The sequence below is a fragment of the Actinomadura madurae genome, assembly GCF_047130825.1.
Classification (GTDB): Bacteria; Actinomycetota; Actinomycetes; order Streptosporangiales; family Streptosporangiaceae; genus Spirillospora; species Spirillospora madurae.
Genome location: NZ_CP083237.1, coordinates 8654907 through 8672617, shown reverse-complemented (window position 1 = coordinate 8672617; position 17711 = coordinate 8654907). Strand labels below are relative to the sequence as shown.

18 protein-coding genes are annotated in these 17711 nt (G+C 71.8%); 7 read left to right on the top strand and 11 right to left on the bottom strand.

The window, feature by feature from the left end; translation table 11 throughout:
* Nucleotides 1-18: 18 nt before the first annotated feature.
* From K8Z49_RS40520 to K8Z49_RS40510, 3 genes are all read right to left on the bottom strand, one after another.
* Entirely contained in the window at nucleotides 19-681 is a 663-nt protein-coding gene (locus K8Z49_RS40520; protein WP_412516688.1) for a hypothetical protein, read from the bottom strand.
* On the bottom strand, nucleotides 678-1223 hold the full coding sequence (locus K8Z49_RS40515; RefSeq protein ID WP_021600290.1) for a M48 family metallopeptidase: 546 nt from the start codon (nucleotides 1221-1223) through the stop codon (nucleotides 678-680). Before K8Z49_RS40515 ends, K8Z49_RS40520 begins: the two co-directional genes overlap by 4 nt.
* Nucleotides 1224-1405: 182 nt before the next feature.
* On the bottom strand, nucleotides 1406-2206 hold the full coding sequence (locus K8Z49_RS40510) for an enoyl-CoA hydratase/isomerase family protein (RefSeq protein WP_021600291.1): 801 nt from the start codon (nucleotides 2204-2206) through the stop codon (nucleotides 1406-1408).
* Between the two features lie 171 nt (nucleotides 2207-2377).
* Between K8Z49_RS40510 and K8Z49_RS40505 the strand changes: the two genes are divergently transcribed.
* On the top strand, nucleotides 2378-3709 hold the full coding sequence (locus tag K8Z49_RS40505) for an ABC1 kinase family protein (RefSeq protein WP_412516687.1): 1332 nt from the start codon (nucleotides 2378-2380) through the stop codon (nucleotides 3707-3709).
* A 342-nt stretch (nucleotides 3710-4051) separates the two neighbouring features.
* Here K8Z49_RS40505 and K8Z49_RS40500 read toward each other — a convergent pair whose 3' ends face one another.
* The 5 genes from K8Z49_RS40500 to K8Z49_RS40480 form a co-directional block, all read right to left on the bottom strand.
* Nucleotides 4052-4249, bottom strand: coding sequence for a hypothetical protein (locus tag K8Z49_RS40500; protein ID WP_143118566.1), 198 nt, complete (start codon nucleotides 4247-4249; stop codon nucleotides 4052-4054).
* Between the two features lie 95 nt (nucleotides 4250-4344).
* A complete protein-coding gene (locus K8Z49_RS40495) occupies nucleotides 4345-4623 on the bottom strand; it encodes a WhiB family transcriptional regulator (protein ID WP_052357680.1) in 279 nt (92 codons plus the stop codon).
* Nucleotides 4624-4743: 120 nt separating this feature from the next.
* Nucleotides 4744-5064 carry a hypothetical protein gene (locus K8Z49_RS40490; RefSeq protein ID WP_143118567.1) on the bottom strand — a complete coding sequence of 107 codons (321 nt, stop codon included), beginning with the start codon at nucleotides 5062-5064 and terminating at the stop codon, nucleotides 4744-4746.
* A gap of 223 nt (nucleotides 5065-5287) precedes the next feature.
* Nucleotides 5288-6157 (bottom strand): acyl-CoA thioesterase II, encoded by an 870-nt coding sequence (gene tesB, locus K8Z49_RS40485; protein WP_021595738.1) that lies wholly within the window; start codon nucleotides 6155-6157, stop codon nucleotides 5288-5290.
* Between the two features lie 64 nt (nucleotides 6158-6221).
* A complete protein-coding gene (locus K8Z49_RS40480; RefSeq protein WP_024935763.1) occupies nucleotides 6222-8288 on the bottom strand; it encodes an ATP-dependent DNA helicase UvrD2 in 2067 nt (688 codons plus the stop codon).
* A 135-nt stretch (nucleotides 8289-8423) separates the two neighbouring features.
* Here K8Z49_RS40480 and K8Z49_RS40475 point away from each other — a divergent pair, with 135 nt between their 5' ends.
* Nucleotides 8424-8705, top strand: coding sequence for a mycoredoxin (locus tag K8Z49_RS40475; protein ID WP_412516686.1), 282 nt, complete (start codon nucleotides 8424-8426; stop codon nucleotides 8703-8705).
* Between the two features lie 47 nt (nucleotides 8706-8752).
* Here K8Z49_RS40475 and nudC read toward each other — a convergent pair whose 3' ends face one another.
* Together nudC and K8Z49_RS40465 are read right to left on the bottom strand one after the other, a co-directional pair.
* The gene (gene nudC, locus K8Z49_RS40470) at nucleotides 8753-9664 is read right to left on the bottom strand and encodes an NAD(+) diphosphatase (protein WP_412516685.1); all 912 of its coding nucleotides are present in this window, start codon (nucleotides 9662-9664) and stop codon (nucleotides 8753-8755) included.
* Between the two features lie 22 nt (nucleotides 9665-9686).
* Nucleotides 9687-11078, bottom strand: a complete 1392-nt coding sequence (locus K8Z49_RS40465) for a dipeptidase (protein WP_021595742.1) — start codon at nucleotides 11076-11078, stop codon at nucleotides 9687-9689.
* 169 nt (nucleotides 11079-11247) lie between these two features.
* On the opposite strand from K8Z49_RS40465, the gene K8Z49_RS40460 reads away from it, so the two are divergent.
* Entirely contained in the window at nucleotides 11248-11517 is a 270-nt protein-coding gene (locus K8Z49_RS40460; protein WP_024935761.1) for a DUF4031 domain-containing protein, read from the top strand.
* Here K8Z49_RS40460 and K8Z49_RS40455 read toward each other — a convergent pair.
* Nucleotides 11514-12122 carry an HD domain-containing protein gene (locus tag K8Z49_RS40455; RefSeq protein WP_021595744.1) on the bottom strand — a complete coding sequence of 203 codons (609 nt, stop codon included), beginning with the start codon at nucleotides 12120-12122 and terminating at the stop codon, nucleotides 11514-11516. The genes K8Z49_RS40460 and K8Z49_RS40455 overlap by 4 nt on opposite strands.
* A 186-nt stretch (nucleotides 12123-12308) precedes the next feature.
* Here K8Z49_RS40455 and K8Z49_RS40450 point away from each other — a divergent pair, with 186 nt between their 5' ends.
* Genes K8Z49_RS40450 through K8Z49_RS40435 form a run of 4 tightly spaced genes read left to right on the top strand, consistent with a single transcriptional unit; the run spans nucleotide 12309 to nucleotide 17708 of the window.
* On the top strand, nucleotides 12309-13448 hold the full coding sequence (locus tag K8Z49_RS40450) for a siderophore biosynthesis protein (protein ID WP_412516684.1): 1140 nt from the start codon (nucleotides 12309-12311) through the stop codon (nucleotides 13446-13448).
* Nucleotides 13445-15019 carry an IucA/IucC family protein gene (locus K8Z49_RS40445; protein WP_412516683.1) on the top strand — a complete coding sequence of 525 codons (1575 nt, stop codon included), beginning with the start codon at nucleotides 13445-13447 and terminating at the stop codon, nucleotides 15017-15019. Before K8Z49_RS40450 ends, K8Z49_RS40445 begins: the two co-directional genes overlap by 4 nt.
* Nucleotides 15010-16626: an IucA/IucC family protein gene (locus tag K8Z49_RS40440; RefSeq protein ID WP_075022215.1), complete on the top strand. Its 1617-nt coding sequence runs from the start codon at nucleotides 15010-15012 to the stop codon at nucleotides 16624-16626. The genes K8Z49_RS40445 and K8Z49_RS40440 overlap by 10 nt, the downstream gene beginning before the upstream one ends.
* Nucleotides 16623-17708, top strand: a complete 1086-nt coding sequence (locus K8Z49_RS40435; protein WP_075022216.1) for an alanine racemase — start codon at nucleotides 16623-16625, stop codon at nucleotides 17706-17708. Before K8Z49_RS40440 ends, K8Z49_RS40435 begins: the two co-directional genes overlap by 4 nt.
* Nucleotides 17709-17711: the final 3 nt, after the last annotated feature.

The following is a 17711-nucleotide window of genomic DNA, read 5'->3' as shown; positions in this document are numbered from 1 at the left end:
GTCCGTCGAGGGCCGTCGTCAGCGGCCGAGCGGATGCCCTTCCAGGAGGGCGCGGGTGTTCTCCCACCCTTCCAGCCCGGGATCGAGAAGCCGCAGGTCGTCGAGGGTGCGGAGGCGATGCCAGGCGGGCCCCTGCGGCACCAGGCCGGGGCGGGGGGCGGCGGCGCGGAGCCGGGTGAGCGCGTCGGGGGTGTCGAGGTCGACGTCCCGCAGGGCGGTGGCCAGCCATCCGGGCAGCGGGAGGCGAGCGGCGAGGGCGACCAGGCCGTGTCCCCCCGGGAGGGCGCCTTCGGCCCGGCAGGCGGCGGCCGGGGCGGAGCCGAGCGCGCGGAAGAGCTTGCCGATCAGCAGCGGCGGCAGGTCGGGGGCGTCCGGCGCGACCAGCGCGGCGGCGCCGGCGCCGAGGGCGTGCAGGGCCGCGAACGCTCCGGCCGGGGAGGGCTCGCGGAGGATCGGCGTACCGGGCCAGGTGACCGCCTCGGCGTCCGGCTGGTCGGGCGGGTCCAGGACGAGGGCGGACGTCACCAGTTCGAGCCCGGCGACGACCTCGTAGGTGTCCTCCAGCAGCGCGAGCCGGAACTCCTCCGGGTCGATCCCGGGCGGCACCGGGCGGGCCCCTTCCGGGGCGGGCCGGGCGAACACCGCGGCGAAACGCGCCGTGGGGCCGGGGGCCTCGGTCACCCGGCGGCCTCGTGCGGGAACTCGTCGCCGGGGTGCAGGCCGTCGCCGTGGTGGATGCCGGTGACGTCGTCCTCGTGGCTGTCGGCTTCGAGGGGCAGGTGCGCGGCGGCGGCGACGCCCTCCAGGTAGCCGCGGGCGCGGTCGGCCTTCGGGTAGTTGCCGACCAGCTCCCAGAAGTCGGCGCCGTGCCCGGGGATGAGCAGGTGCGCCAGCTCGTGGACCAGGACGTAGTCGACGACCCAGCCGGGCATGCCGCGCAGCCGGGTGGACAGCCGGATGGTGCCGTCGTCGGGCGTGCACGATCCCCAGCGGGCGCGCTGGTTGGCGACCCAGCGGACGCTGACCGGGTCGGCGCGGCCGTCCAGGTAGCGGCGGGACAGCTCGCGGGCACGGGCCTCAAGGTCGGCGTCGGACGGCCGCCGGCGGCGTTCCCGCTCTTCCAGCCGGTTCAGGATGGTCGCGATCCACTGTTCCTCTTCGGCCTTGCTCAGCCTGGACGGAACCATCACCACCACCTTGTCACCGTCACGGTAGGCGGACACGGTTCGCCGCCGTCTGGCGCTGCGGCGGACCTCAACGTTTGGGGGCACGCCAGAACCGTACTCGAAAATTTGCGTCCTCCACAGGGGGTGTTTGACGTTACCGCAGGTCAACCCCTATGTTTTTGACAGTTCTTCGAGGGTTTCCACAAACCCGGCAGAGGACGTGATCGGCATGCCCGGCTTTAGTCGCCGGTGAAATTCGGGCTGCGCTTCTCGCGCTGCGCGGCGAGCCCCTCCAACATGTCCCGGGACGACATGGTGACCGGCTGCGCGAGCGACTCCCAGCGCAGCGCCGACTCCATGTCGGGGTGGCCGCCGTTCGACAGCGCGACCTTGGTGAGCCGGGTCGCGATCGGCGCCTGCCCGGCGATCCGCTCGGCGACGCCGATCGTCTCGGCGAGCACGCCGGCGCGCGGGAAGGCCCGGTTGACCAGGCCCTGCTCGGCCGCCTCGGCGCCGGTGAGGACGCGTCCGGCCAGCAGCATCTCGCGGGCCAGCGGCAGCCCGGCGACCTCGGGGAACAGCCAGGTCGCGGCCATGCCGGGGTGCAGGCCGAGCGCGGTGAACGGGGCGAGCAGCTTGGCGTCGTCCGCCGCGTACCGCAGGTCGCAGGCCAGCGCGAGGCACAGGCCGGCGCCGACGGCGTGCCCGTTGACGGCGGCGATCGTCGGAACCTCAAGGTCGCGGATCGCCAGCCACGTCCGGTAGAACCCCAGCATCCGGTCGCGCAGCGGCGGAACGGCGACGGCCCCGGTGTCGGCGAGCCAGGACAGGTCGCCCCCGGAGCTGAACGCGCTCCCCGCGCCGGTCACCACGACGCACCGCAGCCCGGTGTCGGCGCGCAACTCCGCGATGGTCCGCTTCCACGCGGCGGTCAGCTCGTCCGACATCGCGTTGCGGCGATCGGGATCGTTGAGCGTGAGGACGGCGACCCCGTCGGACCGGCGCTCGACCAGCAGCGCGTCGGCAGGCGTTTCGGACATGGCTGGCACCGTATCGTGCCCGCCCCGCCCCGCGCCGCCCGCCCCCGGCCGCGTGAGAAAGCGCACACTTACAGCGTTCGTCCAGGTCACAGCGGTTCGCACGGTTTGACAACGGCGATACTTGCGCTTGGTTGTGGCGTGAACGACAGTGCATCACCGACAATGGTCGGCGTGAGCGATCTTCCCCGCCGCGCGGTGACGCGGTCAGCAAAGCTGGCGTCCCTCCCCATCGGCTTCGCGGGGCGCACCGCCCTCGGCATGGGGAAGCGCACCTTCGGGCGATCGGCCGAGGCCGTGGCGATGGAGATCCAGACCCGGACCGCCGAGCAGCTGTTCACGGTGCTCGGCGAGCTCAAGGGCGGGGCGATGAAGCTCGGCCAGATGCTCTCGATCTTCGAGGCGGCGCTGCCGCCGGAGATCGCCGGGCCGTACCGCGCCACGCTGACCAGGCTGCAGGAGGCCGCTCCCCCGCTGCCCGCGGCGACCGTCCACACGGTGCTGGAGCGGTTCCTCGGCGAGGACTGGCGCGACTACTTCGAGTCGTTCGACGACCAGCCGGCCGCGGCGGCGTCCATCGGGCAGGTGCACCGCGCCGTCTGGCACGACGGCCGGGCCGTCGCGGTGAAGGTGCAGTACCCGGGCGCCGGCAAGGCGCTGATCAGCGACTTCAACCAGCTCGCCCGGCTCGGCCGGCTCTTCGGCGTGCTGATGCCCGGCCTGGACGTCAAGGCGATGCTCGCCGAACTCAAGGAGCGGGTGGCCGAGGAGCTCGACTACACGATCGAGGCCGAGTCCCAGAGGCTCTTCCGGGACGCCTACCTGGACGACCCCGACTTCTACGTCCCCGAGGTCATCGCGCAGTCCGGCGACATCCTGATCAGCGAGTGGATGGACGGCACCGCCCTCTCCAAGATCATCAGTGCGGGCGACCAGGAGACCCGCGACCACGCGGCCCTGCTGTACTGCCGGTTCCTGCTCTCCGGGCCGAAGCGCTCCGGGATGCTGCACGGCGACCCGCATCCCGGCAACTTCCGGCTGCTGGACGACGGCCGGCTCGGCGTCCTCGACTTCGGCGCCGTCGACCGCATCCCCGGCGGCTTCCAGCGGCGGCTCGGGCTGCTGCTGCGCATCGGCACGATGGCCGACATCGACGAGGTCGAGGAGGCCCTGCGCCGGGAGGACTTCATCCGTGAGGGCGTGCAGATCGACGCCGAGTCGCTGCAGGCGTTCCTCGCCCCGATCACCGAGCCGTTCATCAACGAGACCTTCAAGTTCAACCGGGAGTGGCTGCGCGACATGGCCGCGCGGGTCACCGACCTCCGCCCCTCCAACGTCGTCCGGCAGCTGAACCTGCCACCCGAGTACGTGATCATCCACCGCGTCCTGTCTGCGGGCACCGGCGTCCTGTGCCAGCTGGAATGCGAGATCCCCGCCCGCGCCGAGTCCCTGAAGTGGGTCCCGGGCTTCGCCGACGACGAAGACGGCGAACTGATAACCAGTTAGGCGGCCTCCGCTCGCTCCGCTCGCTACGTCCGCCGCAGGAAACCGCCTCTCACCGCAGCGCAGGCGCCCATCCCAGCACGCACACCGCAGGACACGCACCTCCCACGCGCACGCCGTAGCGCACGCGCCCGCCTCACCGCGCACGCCGCAGGACACGCGCCGCCCCGCCGCGCACGCTGTAGCGAGGCCCCGCGCACTGGTGGGGTGCGCGGGGCCTCGGCTTTCGCGCGACCGGTGAGTGGGCCACCGGACGCGCTCCATGTGCCCGCCGGGAGGCGTGCCGTCCGCCAAACCATCCAAGAAAGGACGGACGGCGGCCTGCGACCGGGCGGGCCGTCGGCTTCAGTGGCGGTGCCGCGGCGCCGGCACCTGCGCGTACGCCTCCCCCGTGGTCGGCGCGAGCAGGACGCGGGTCACGCGCGACGCCCTCGTGCGGGCCTGCCGGCGGGCCCGCCGCAGCGCGCGGACGCGGGCGGCCAGCTCGTCGGGCACGGTCGCCGGTATTCGCTCCCGGGACAGGTCCTGGCTGAGCAATGTCATCTCGTTCTCCCTGGCGGCCCGGAGGCGCGGTCCCCGCACGGGGGCCGCGCCTCCGGGGTCGGTCCGGTCGAGTGTCGTGGCGGGCATCAGGTGCCTCACACCGCCACTTCGTCCGGGCGCGGGTGCTTGCGCGGGCGGCCGCGCGGCCGCTTGCGCGGGACGATCACTCCGCGGACGAAGAGCTCGCCGCCCCAGACGCCCCAGGGCTCCTTGCGCTCGAGCGCGCCGGCGAGGCACTCCTTGCGGAGCGGGCACTCCAGGCACAGCGCCTTGGCGAGCTCGACGTCGGCGGGAGCCTCGGCGAAGAACAGCTCCGGGTCGGTCCGGCACGGAAGCGTGAGGTCCTCCTCGCTCACTGCGAGAGCCCCCTGCATCACAGTCACCCTTGTTCCTCTCGTTGGATCTCAACGGGCGTGTCGGTGGGTTGTCTGGGCAAAGAAGAAGGCCGCGGATCCGGTCTGGATCCGCGGCCTGGGGGCTTGCCGGTCGTCGTGCTAAACCGGTCGCCTCCAGGGGTACGGACCCGACACGCCACCCTTGGCGGTGACGCCCACGTGGGCCGTGGCCGGAGCCGGGACGCTCATGTCCTCGAGAAGGTGTTCGAAGACACTCCGCCCCAGGTCATCCTGGATTCGCTGCTCAAAGCGCTGCTCGCGCCAATTCGTGCCGCGCTGGTCACGCAGTCGCGTGCCGTACGCCGCGCCGTAGGCGGGCAGGCCGGGCTCCGAGACGCGCGTCATCAGGGCGCGGGAGATCGAGGCACCAGGGCATGCGGCGGTCCAGGAAGACCCGAGTTTCATCAACGTGTTGCTCACCGGACTGCACACCACCTCTCTGGTACCTCGGGCCGGGCCGGCGGATCCAAGATCCACACCGGTCGGCCGGTTGATTGCTCGCGACGAGCGTACGGGGATCCCGCGAAATCAACAAGATATTTTTGACCTGCGGTTTTGTGGGTCAGTTCACCCTCGTTCCGCAGAACCGGAGGCGCCCGCCGAGCGTCGAACCCTCCCGGGAGCCCCATATGGAGCGATCATCTCACGGGCGGGTGTCGGAGACCCGGATCAGGCCCTCCTGCATGACCGAGACGACCAGCTCCCCGGAGTGGGTGAACACCTGGCCGCGGGCGAGGCCCCGCGCGCCTCCGGCGAACGGCGTGTCCTGGTAGTACAGCAGCCAGTCGTCGGCGCGGAACGGCCGGTGGAACCACATGGCGTGGTCGAGGCTGGCCCCCATCGTCCGCTGGTCGCCCCAGGCCAGGCCGTGGTTGAGCAGGACGGTGTCGAGCAGCGTCATGTCCGAGGCGTAGGTCATGAGGCACACGTGCAGCAGCGGGTCGTCCGGCAGCTCGCCGTCCACCTTCAGCCACACCTTGGACTCGGGGGTGGCGAGGGACGGGTCCTTCGCCGCCTCCCACGTCAGCGGCGTCGCGTGCCGGATGTCGAACGGGCGGCGGTTGACGAACTCGCGGGCGCCGACCTCGCCGAACAGCGGGGTGAGGCGCGTCAGCCCGTCCGGCAGCGTCCCGGGCTCGGGCGCGTCCGGCATCGGCGCCTGGTGGGACGGCCCGTCCTCGGTGATCTGGAACGAGGCGGACAGCGTGAAGATCGCCTTGCCGTGCTGGACGGCGGTGACGCGGCGGGTGGTGAAGGACCGCCCGTCCCGGACCCGGTCGACGGTGTAGACGAGCGGGACCAGCGGGTCGCCGGGCCGGATGAAGTAGGCGTGCAGGGAGTGCACGGGCCGGTTCGCCGGGACGGTGCGCCCAGCGGCGACGAGCGCCTGCCCCGCCACCTGCCCGCCGAAGACGCGCTGCCGACGCTCCTCGGGGCTGCGGCCGCGGAAGATGTCGTTCTCGATCTGCTCCAGGTCGAGCAGGTCCAGCAGTTCCTTCAGCGATTGCTTCACGGCCGCCAGTCTTCCCTATCGCCTCCAGTGAGCCGGATCTCACCCCAGAACGCGCGAAACGGCGTCAATGGCCACAAAGGGTCAGAACGGCGTCGCCGTAGCGGTCGAGCTTGACCTTGCCCACGCCGGGGATGCGGGCCAGCTCGTCCATCGACTCGGGGCAGCGCTCGGCGATCGCCTGGAGCGTCGCGTCCGTGAAGACGACGTAGGCGGGGATCTTCTGGTCGGCGGAGACCTGGGCGCGCCAGTCCTTGAGGGCGAGGAGGAGTTCCTCGTTGAGCTCGGAGGGGCAGTCTTCGCAGCGGCCGAGCTTGCGTTCGACGGCGGCGGTGAGCGGCCGGCCGCACACCCGGCACGGTTGCGGCCCCTTGGTCGGACGCCGTTTCGACCGGTCGACGCGGGCGGGCACGTGCGTGGTGGTCTTGCCCGTGAGGCCGTCCAGGAACCGGGACGGGCGGCGCATCTGCGTGCCGCCGGGAGAGCGCGACAGCGCCCAGGACAGGTTGAGGTGCACGCGGGCGCGGGTCACACCTACATAGAGCAGACGCCGCTCCTCCTCGATCTGCTCGGGTGTCTTGGCGTAGACGATGGGCAGCGTGCCTTCGGCGAGCCCCACGAGGAACACCGCGTCCCATTCAAGGCCCTTGGCGGCGTGCAGGGACGCGAGCGTGACGCCCTCCAGGGGCGGCGCGTGCTGCGCGGCGGCGCGCTCCTCCAGTTCGCCGACGAAGTCGGGAAGGCCGGCCTTGGGGTTGTCCGCGGCCATGTCCTCGGCGAGCTGGGCCAGGGCCGCGAGGGACTCCCAGCGTGCGCGGGCCGCGCCCGCGCCCTCGGGCGGCCGGTCGGAGAACCCGGCCCCGGACAGGACGTGCCGGACGGTCTGGATCAGTCCCATGCCGTCGGTCTCGGCGTCGCCGCCCGCCCGCGCCGCGCCGCGCAGGCGCACCACGGCCTCGCGAACCTCGGGCCGCTCGAAGAACCGCTCCGCACCGCGCAGCACGTACGGGACGCCCACCGCGGCCAGCGCCGACTCGTACGTCTCGGACTGCGCGTTGATCCGGTACAGGACCGCGATCTCCCGCGCGGGGACGCCCTCCTCGATCAGCTTGCGGGCACGGCGCGCCGCGTCGTCGGCCTCGGCGACCTCGTCGTCGTACTCGTTGAACACCGGCTCGGGCCCGTTGTCGCGCTGGGCGCGCAGCTCCAGCCGGTGCCGGACGCCCTTCGCCTGCCCGATCACCCCGTTCGCCAGCCGGACGACCTGCGGCGTCGAGCGGTAGTCGCGGACGAGCCGGACGACCTTCGCGCCCGGGTGCTCGCGGGTGAAGTCGAGCAGGTGGGACGGGGACGCGCCGGTGAACGAGTAGATCGTCTGGTTGGGGTCGCCGACGACGCACAGGTCGTCGCGGTCGCCGAGCCAGGTGTCGAGCAGCATCTTCTGCAGCGGGTTGACGTCCTGGAACTCGTCCACGACGAAGTACCGGTACTGCTCGCGGACCTGCCCGGCGACCTCCCGGTGCTCGGTGAGGACGGCCGCGGTCAGCTCCAGCATCCCCTCGAAGTCGAGCAGGTTGCGCTCGCGCCTGAGCTGCTCGTACATGGCGTAGACCCGGGCGACGTCGACGACCTCGGCGGGCGGCCTGCGCCCCGCCTCGGCGACCGCGGCGGGGTAGTCCTCGGGGCGGTTCTGGGTGACCTTCGCCCATTCGATCTCGCTCGCGACGTCGCGCAGCTCCGTCCGCCCGAGGGAGAGCCGGCAGGCCCGCGCCGCGTCCGCGACGAGGCCGATCTTCGAGTCGATGATCTTCGGGGGCTCGCCGCCGACGACGCGCGGCCAGAAGTAGGTGAGCTGCCGCAGCGCCGCCGCGTGGAAGGTGCGGGCCTGCACGCCGGGCGCGCCGAGCTGCCGCAGCCGGCTGCGCAGCTCCCCGGCCGCGCGTGTGGTGAACGTCACGGCGAGCACCCGCTGCGGCGTCACGACACCGGTCAGGGTGGCGTAGGCGATCCGGTGGGTGATGGCCCTGGTCTTGCCCGTCCCGGCGCCCGCGAGCACGCACACCGGGCCCTTGACCGCTTCGGCGACCGCCCGCTGCTCGGGGTCGAGTCCCTCCAGCACCGACTCTGCTGACATCCCTCCATACTCGCAGCCCGCCCCACCCGTATCACCCGGCACGCCGCCTGTGGACAACCGCGGAATGCGCGCCCCTGGTTCACTGTTCATGCGAGGGCACGGATCGTCCGAACGAACGAGGGAGACGCGGAAGCGATGGCGACGCCGACGACCGACCAGCCCATGGGCGCGGCCGGCCAGCTCACCATGTACACGACGTCCTGGTGCGGATTCTGCCGCCGCCTGAAGAACCAGCTGGCCCGCGACGGGATCGAGATGGTCGAGATCGACATCGAGCGCGATCCGAAGGCCGCCGAGTTCGTGATGAGCGTCAACGGCGGAAACCAGACGGTTCCGACGATCGTCTTCCCCGACGGCACGGCCGCGACCAACCCCAGCGCCAAGGCGGTCAAGGTGAAGCTCGCCTCCCTCGCCTGACCTCGCGACGAGCCCGGCGTCCGCCGCGGACGCCGGGCTCGCGCATGTCAGAACGGCTGCATCTTCGGCAGGTCGCCGCCGTACCAGCGCATGATGAGCTGGGCGGCGATGGACAGCGGGCCCGGGGCGACGATCTCGCCGCCGTCGATGGCGGCGCGCAGCTCGTCGCGGGTGTACCAGGCGGCGTCCAGGATCTCCTCGGGGTCGGGACGCAGCGGGAGGCCGCCGTCCGTGCGGGCGGTGAAGCCGAGCATGAGGCTCTGCGGCAGCGGCCACGGCTGGCTCCCGAGGTAGCGGACGTCCCGGACGGGCAGCCCGACCTCCTCGTTCACCTCCCGCGCGACGGCCTGCTCCAGCGACTCGCCCGGTTCGACGAACCCGGCGAGGATCGAGCGGCGGTCGGCGGGCCACTGCGGGCCGCGGGCGAGCAGGATCCGGTCGGCCTCGTCCGTCACGAGCATGATCACCGCGGGGTCGACGCGCGGGAAGTGCTGCGACCCGTCCTCGGGGCAGACGCGCACGTGCCCGGCGGACGTCACCCGCGTCTCGGCGCCGCAGCGGGGGCAGTGCCGGTTGGTGCCGTGCCAGTGCTCCAACGCGACGGCGTGGGTGAGCAGCCCGGAGTCCTGGTCGCCGAGGAGGGCGCCGACGCGGCGCAGCCCGGCGGGCTCGGTCCCCTCGATGGCGGGCAGCGGGCCGGACACGCCGAAGTAGGCGGCGCCGCCGTCGTCCACGCCGAGGAGCCAGCGCTCCCCGTCCGGTGCCTGCTCCGGCGGGACGAGGACCAGCGCGGCGCTGGGCTCGTAGGTGACGAGCGACCGTCCGTCGTGGACGACCAGCACGCGCGTCTTCGGCTCGGCCCAGGCGTTCTCCAGCCACGCGTCGTCGCGGCGGTTGAGCGCGACGCGGTCGAGCGTCCCGCGCGCGAGCGCCAGCCACTCCAGTGGGGCGTTGGTCACGTGTGCTCCCTTCCAGGCGGTTTCAGCGCAGCGCGGCGGCGAGTTCTTCCCACAGGTACGCGGCTGCCTCGGCGCCCTTGAGGAGCAGCGGGATCTCGACCTTCTCGTTGGGGGCGTGGATGCGGTCGCCGTCCAGCCCGACCGCGACGAAGATCAGCGGGGCCTCCAGGATGTCGGCGAGGTCGGCCTCGGGGCCGCTGCCGCCTTCGCGGGTGAACAGCACCTCGGTGCCGAAGGCCCGTTCCATGGCGCGCCGCGCCGCCTTGACGCCGGGCGAGCCGATCGGGGAGAAGCAGGGGCGGACGCCGCCGCCGGGGATGCGGACCTCGGCCTCGACCCCGTGCGGGGTCCGTTCGGCGACCCACCTGCGGAACTGGTCCTGGACCGTGCCCGGGTCCTGCCCGGCGGCGAGCCGGAACGAGATCTTGGCGTGCGCCTCGCGGGGGACGATCGTCTTGCCGCCCGGCCCGGTGTGCCCGCCCCACATGCCGTTGATCTCGGCGGTCGGCCGCGCCCAGACGCGTTCGAGGGTCGTGTAGCCCTTCTCGCCGTGGGCGGCGCGGCTGTTGCCGGCGGTGCGCAGCCACTCGTCCTCGTCGAACGGGAGCCGCGCGAACAGCTCGCGCTCCTCGTCGGTCAGCGGGACGACGTCGTCGTAGAAGCCGGGGAGGGTGACGCGGCCGTCCGCGTCGTGCAGCGAGGCGAGCAGCTCGGCCATCGCGTGCAGCGGGTTGGGGACGGCGCCGCCGAACGAGCCGGAGTGCAGGTCGCCGTCCGGGCCGCGCAGGGTGACCTCGGCCTCGGTGAGGCCGCGCATGCCGGTGCACATGGACGGGACGTCCTCCGCCCACATCGTGGTGTCGCTGATGACGACGGCGTCGCACGCGAGCCGGTCGCGGTGGGTGCGGAGCAGGTCGGCGAAGTGCACCGACCCCGACTCCTCCTCGCCCTCGACCAGGAGCTTGACGGTGACCGGCGGGGCCTGCCGCCCGGACGCGGCCAGCAGCGCGCGGATGCCGAGGGTGTGGAAGAAGACCTGCCCCTTGTCGTCGGACGCGCCCCGCCCGATGAGCCGGTCGCCCTTCTCGACGGGCGTGAAGGGGTCGGTGTCCCATTCGTCCAGCGGCTCGACCGGCTGGACGTCGTGGTGGCCGTACACGACGACGGCGGGGGCGTCCGGGTCGTCGGCGGGCCATTCGGCGTAGACGGCGGGGTGCCCGCCGGTCTCCCAGACCTCGACGATCGGGAACCCCTGGTCGCGCAGGTACCGGGTCAGCCACTTCGCGGACCTGTGCACGTCGTCGGTGTGCGCGGGGTCACCCGAGACGGACGGGATCGCCAGCCACTCCTTGAGGTCGGCGACGAACCGGTCCCGGTCGGCCCGGATGTAGGCGGCTATGTCGTTCACCTGCATGCCCCTCCGTACGTTGTGATGACAGCGCATGCCGTGATGTCAGCGCATGTCGTAATGTCAGGCTGAGTCTCTTCCGTCCCGGCTTTCCGTCCGCCCCCCGCGTCACGGGATTCCCGAAGACAGGAAACTCACAGTAAGGGATCCCGTTGCCTGGTTCCTGGGAGTGGCTTTGATCCTCATCGACCCGCCCCTGTGGCCCGCCCGCGGCCGCGTGTGGTCCCACATGGTGAGCGACGTGTCGTACGAGGAGCTGCACGCGTTCGCGGCGGAGCTGGGGATGCCGGTGCGGGCGTTCGACCGCGACCATTACGACGTCCCGTCCGAGCTGTACGAGGCGGCGGTGCGTCAGGGGGCGGAGGCGGTGGGGTGCCAGGAGTTGCTCCTGCGGCTGACGAAGGCCGGTCTGCGTCGCCGCAAGGTTCGCCAGCCGCGGGTCTAAGCGCCGAGCAGCATCAGTTCCGTGCGGATGTTGGTGCGCGCCCGTTCCTCGAAGCGGTCGTGCGCGGCCGGCGTGTGGAAGAGCCTGGGCAGCGCGAGCAGCCCGTTGAGGACTTCGGCTCGTCCCGCCTTGAAGAGCTCGTCGGGGACGAACGCGTACTCCTCGCGTACCGCGGCGGCGTAGGCGGCGTACCTGTCGGGCTCGGCCCCGAGGATCGCGAGGTCGGCGTCGCAGAGGACCTGCCCGTCCGCGTCGTCCTCGTCCGGCGCGTGCGTGGTGGTCAGCTCGACGAGCCGGACGACCTGGTCCACGTCCCGCCGCCCGAGGTCGGTGTCGGCCAGCATGCGGGCCGCGAGGCGGGCGCTGCGCTCCTCGTTGTCGGCGCGCTCGGGGTCGTAGACGGCGTCGTGGAACCAGGCGGCGAGCCGGACGAGGTCGGGATCGGCCGCGTGCCCGGCCAGCTCGTCCACGAGGTCGAGGACGGCGGCGAGGTGCTCGCGGGTGTGGTACCGGCGGTGCGGCTCCCCGTAGCGCTCGTCCAGTTCCGTCCCGATATGTCTGGTGTGAGGTCCCGCCAGTGCGACCCACCGGTCGACAAGGTCCATGGCCCCATCGTGGCGGATCGCCGGGCGGCCGGGACACGCGATGTCACCGTTCTTGCGTGCGACCGGCCCCCCGGCCACTATGGTGATCACCGCGAGTTAGGCAAGGCTTACCTCACCACGAGGCCGTCGCGCTCGCGTCATCACCCACGGGCTTGCACACTCATTGGCGGATTGGAAAGGCCGGTCGTGGCCGCCTCTCTCTACCTGGTCGCCGGCAAGGCGACCGACTCGGTGACGCACGGGTTCCTGCCCGCCGCCGCGCGCCTCGGCCTCGATGTGACGCTTCTCACCGACCGGCCCGGCGCCCATCCGTTCGGCGGACCGGTCGTCGAGTGCGACGTCTCCGACTTCCGGGACATCATCGCCCGCATCGACGGGGAGCCCGCGGCCGTCTTCTCCAACAGCGACTTCCTCCAGGCGCCCGCCGCCCTGGCCGCCGCGTACTTCGGGCTGCCCGCCAAGGACTGGCGCGCCGCGACCCGCGCGAAGAACAAGGCACTCCTGCGGCGGCATCTCGCGTCCATCGACCCGGTCTTCTCCGCGGACGCCTTCCAGGTACCGGCCGACGCGCCCTTTCCGCTGGTGGTCAAGCCTCGGGAAGGGGTGGCCAGCGAGGACGTGTTCCTCGTCCAGGACGCAGGAGAACTCGCGGCGCGCGTGGAGGAGATCGCCGCGCGCCGGAGCGACCCCCTTGTCGCGGAGGAGTACCTGCCGGGGCACCTCCACACTCTGGAGACGCTCGGGGACGGGCGGGAACTACGCGTACTGGGGTCGTTCCGTACGACGCTCTCCCCGCCACCCTTCTTCGTCGAAGAGCGCCTTGAGTGGACGGCCCCTCCCCCGGAGACGCCACAGGTACTGCGCCAACTGGAAGCTCTGGGAATCGGGTTCGGGGCCTGTCACACCGAGTTCGTCGTGCACGAGGGCCGCGCCCGCATCATCGAGGTCAACTACAGGCTCATCGGGGACCACTGCGACTTCCTGCTGGCCGATCTCCTGGGCGTCCCGCTCTTCGAGCACATCCTTCAGGTCCACCTGGGCGCGAGGTTGCCGGGCCGCCGGGTTCCCCGGCCGAGGCACGCAATCGCGGAGCCGGTCATCGCGGACCGGTCGGGCACGCTCACCGCGGCGCCGGGGCCCCTGACCCTGGACGACGGCCCGGTGCGGCTCGCCTACCGTCCGCAGCGCGCGGTGGGCGACTCCGTCGCGGTGACCCGCACCAACCGCGACTACCTGGGCACGGTCCGCGCGATCGGTCCCGGACCGGACGAGGTCAACGCGGCCCTGGCGCGGTTCCGTGCATCGCACGACTGGACGATCGCGTGACCGCCGACGACGAAGACCTGCTCGCCACCCGTGTACTCGACGCGCTGCTACGGGAGGACTACGCGGGCCTGCGACGGTTCGTCCGGAACGGTGTGCTGGAGCTTCCCGGCCGCCGGGTGCGCTTGGTCGAGGCACGCCCCGCCTTCCTCTCCGACCTCGTCGTGGAGCCCGGGCAGGGCCTGACGCTCCGGGACGCCTTCCACGCCGTCCGCACGGTGGCCGACCCGCGCGACGACACGGCGGCCTTCGAACGCGAGTGCCTGGACGCTCTGGCGACCGCCAAGCTGCACGGCGACGCGCGTCCTGCCGTCCACCGGCGGCTCGGCCGCCTCCCGGACGAGCTGCGGACGGGTCCCGGCGCGTTCTACGAGACGCTGGCGGCCTACAACGACCACCCGGTACATCCGACAGGCCGGAGCCGCGCCGGGCTGTCCCTGGCCGATCTGAGCCGCTACGCACCCGAGTTCGCGCCGTCGTTCCCGCTGCGCTGGGCGGCGGTGCGGAACCCCGCCCTCGCCGGGACGCTTCCCGGCTGGTGGCCGGCCCCCGCCGACGTGGGCCTGACCTCGGCCGAGGCGCTCTTCCCCGTCCACCCGCTGGCGGCCCGGCAGGTGCGCGACCGGCCCGGCGCGGTTCTCGCGCCCGACGCGTTCCTCCAGGTCACGCCCACACTGTCCATGCGGACCGTGGCCGCGGCGCCGCTCGCCCACGTGAAGGCGCCGCTCCCGACCAGCACCCTCGGGCTCCGCAACACGCGCACCATCAAGCCCGGCACGCTGGCGGACGGCGCCCTGGTCGAACGCATCCTGCGCCAGGTGCTCCTCCACGAACCGGTGCTACCGGTCGTGCTCGCGGACGAGCAGACCTACGGCCACGCCGCCGATCCCCTTCTCGCCTATCTGGTGCGGCGCTTCCCACCCGATATCGCGCGCTCGCACATCGTCCCGGTGGCGGCGCTGCTCGCCGAAGCACCGGACGAGGGCCATGTGATCGAACGCTGGGACGTCGAAGCCCTGTTCGACGCCTACCTGGCGGCGCTGTTCTCCTGGAACGTCACGCTGTTCCGCTACGGCATCGCGCTGGAGGCGCATCAGCAGAACGTCGCCCTCGTCTTGGACGAGGCACCGCTCCGCCTCCTCGTCAAGGACAACGACGGCGCGCTGATCGACCCGTCCCGGCTCCGTGAACGTCTGGGGCCGCCGTCCCCCGGCACCGACCCCCGCGACCTGGTCGACCACCGCATGGCGACGTCGGATCCGGAGGCGCTCGCCCGCGTCTTCGTCACCATCACGCTGCACCTGTGCGCGGCCGCGCCCGCCCTGGGGCTGTCCAAGCTGGGCCTGCTCCCGTGGGGCACCGGCCTGCGGATGATCCGGGAGCGGCTCGACGAGGCGCTCGGGCGGGACGAGGCGTTCCTGCGCTCCCGCACGCTGGACGCCGACACGCTGCCGGGCAAGGCCATGGTCACCGCCGGAACCCTTGTCGACAAGGCGCGGACCGGCGCGGCGGACATCAACAAGCATTACGGCCCACCGGGGCCCAACTACCTACGGGACTCGACGTGCTGCTGACAGAACCGGTCCTCTCGGCTGACGACGCCACCGCGACCGCGCTCCTCAACTGCCTGGTCCGGGAGGTGTGCGCGCCCGAGCAGCAGGTCTGGCCGGACGGCGTGCACCCCGGCGGTGCTCACCTCCTCGTCCGGCTGCCCCGCGCCGGGGTCGTGCTGCGCATGGGCCTGGCCCGTCCCCCGGCCGGCGCCGCCTACCGGCTCGTTCCGCCGTACGAGGAGCGCCGGGGGGACGAATGGGCACCGGCGCCCTGGGACAGGCTGGCGAACCTGGTCGCCGGTGAACTGGAGCTCGCGACGGGCCGTCCGAACCCCGAGTTCCTCGCGCAGGCGGCCGACAGTCACAGAGCGCTCACCGCCATCATCGCCGCCCGTGGCGAGCCCTCGGGGGACGCCTACATCGACTCCGAGCAGTCCCTCGTCGCGGGGCATCGTTTCCACCCGTCCCCCAAGGCCCGGCAGGGGTCCCCGTCCGACTGGCTGCGCTACGCGCCGGAGACGCGGGCGCGTTTCCGTCCGCTCTGGCTGGCCGTCCCGGAACACCTCATCGCCGAAGAAGGCACACCGGAGGCCTTCGAAACCCTGGAGACCTACGGCCCTCCGGCGCCACCGGGCCGGCGGCTTCTCCCCGTCCATCCCTGGCAGTTCTCGCTGCTGGCGGGTAACCCCCTCCTGCAGAAGGCCCTGGCGGACGGCTTGCTGCTCAACCTCGGCCCATCGGACACCGAAGCGGTGCCCACATCGTCCGTCCGCACCGCGTACCTGCCGGACGCCGACGTGTTCTGCAAGTTCAGCCTGGACGTGCGCATCACCAACTGCGTCCGCAAGAACGCCTGGTACGAGCTGACCGGAGCGATCGCCCTCAACGACCTTCTGCCGCCCATTCTCGAAAAGCTGGACGCCACGTTCCTCGCAGAGCCCGCCTACCGCAGCATCGCTCTCCCGGACCGCCGCCTGTACGAGGGCCTCGGCGTGATCCTGCGCCAAGGCGTCAAGTCCCTCCCCGGAACGCCTTTACTGGCAGGCGCCCTGGCCGACCCGTACAACAGGTGGCTTGCAGATCTGCCCGTCCTTTCGACCCCGGACGGCGCCGAAGCCTGGTGGGACGCCTACGTCGCCCAGGTGGCACCACCCGTACTCGCCGCGTACCTCGACCACGGCGTTGTGCTGGAGCCGCACCTGCAGAACGTCCTCATCTGCGTCGACTCCACGGGTATGCCGGTCCATGCCGCGTTCCGAGACCTGGAGGGGACGAAACTGACCGCGGGGCGCTGGGACCTGACGCACCTCCCCTCCCGCGTGGCCGAAGGCCTTACCTACGAGCCCGACTGGGGCTGGAACCGCGTCGTCTATTGCCTCCTCGTCAACCATCTGACGGAGATGGCCGCCGCGGTGGCCGACCTTCACCCGTCCCTGGAACGAACCCTCTGGCGGACGGCCAGGAAGCATTTCCACGCCCACGACGACCACCCTCAGATAAGGGCCCTCCTCGCCGGAGTGCCGCTGCCCGCAAAGGCGAACCTTCGCGCCCGCTGGTCTCGCACTGCCGACCGCGGAGCGACCTATGTCCCCGTCCCCAACCCGCTGGCCGCACCTCGACCGCTATGAACACCGATTTCGCCCGGAACCTCGACGGTTATCCGGCCTATCTCTACAACCTGACCGGCTTGGAAACCCACGTCCGCGACATCCGCGCGAGCCTGCCGGGCACGGAACTCTTCTACGCCGCCAAGGCCAATCCGGACGCCGAGATCCTCCGCACGCTCGCCCCTCACGTCGACGGCATGGAAGTCTCCTCCGGAGGGGAACTGACCCACGTCCGGGAGACGGTGCCCGGCATATCCCTGGCCTTCGGCGGCCCAGGCAAGACAGACGAAGAGCTACATCTGGCCCGCACGTTCAAGGCGGACAGGATTCACGTGGAGAGCCCCACCGAGCTCGCCCGCTTGGCCGCCCAGGGGCCTGCCGACGTCCTTCTTCGCGCGAACCTCCCCGTGCACATTCCGAACGCCGTCCTCACCATGAGCGGCCCCTTCGGCATGGACGAGGACGCCCTCGACGACTGCGCCCGCCTTCTGGCCGAGAACCCCCACCTCAACCTTCGGGGCATCCACGCTCACCTGGCCTCCGGCCTGGACGCCCCTACCCTTCTCGATGTGGCCTACGAAATAGCCGAATGGGCGCTCCCCTGGCTGAAGGCCCGTGGAGTGGAGGAACCCGAACTCAACGTGGGCGGCGGTATGGGCGTCGACTACACGTCACCGGAAAGCCGCTTCGACTGGGGAACCTACGGAAACGGCCTGAGCACCATCCCGGCAAAAGTCCGCGTAGAGCCCGGCCGATCCATGACCGCCTATCACGGCTGGTACGTCACCGACGTCCTGGACGTGAAAACCACGCGAGGCGAGACCTACGTCATCCTCAGAGGCGGCACCCACCACCTGAGAACTCCGGCGGCGAAAGGCCATGACCATCCCTTCAAGGTCCTCACCGCGAACGGTCCGGAAAGCCCCGCCACCCTGGTCGGCCAGCTGTGCACGCCGAAGGACGTCTTCGCCCGCGACTGCCTGGTCCCGCCTTTGATCCCCGGCGACATCATCGCCTTCACCATGGCCGGCGCCTACGCGTGGAACATCTCCCACCACGATTTCCTCATGCACCCGAAACCGGCCTTCCACTACCTGCGCTGACCC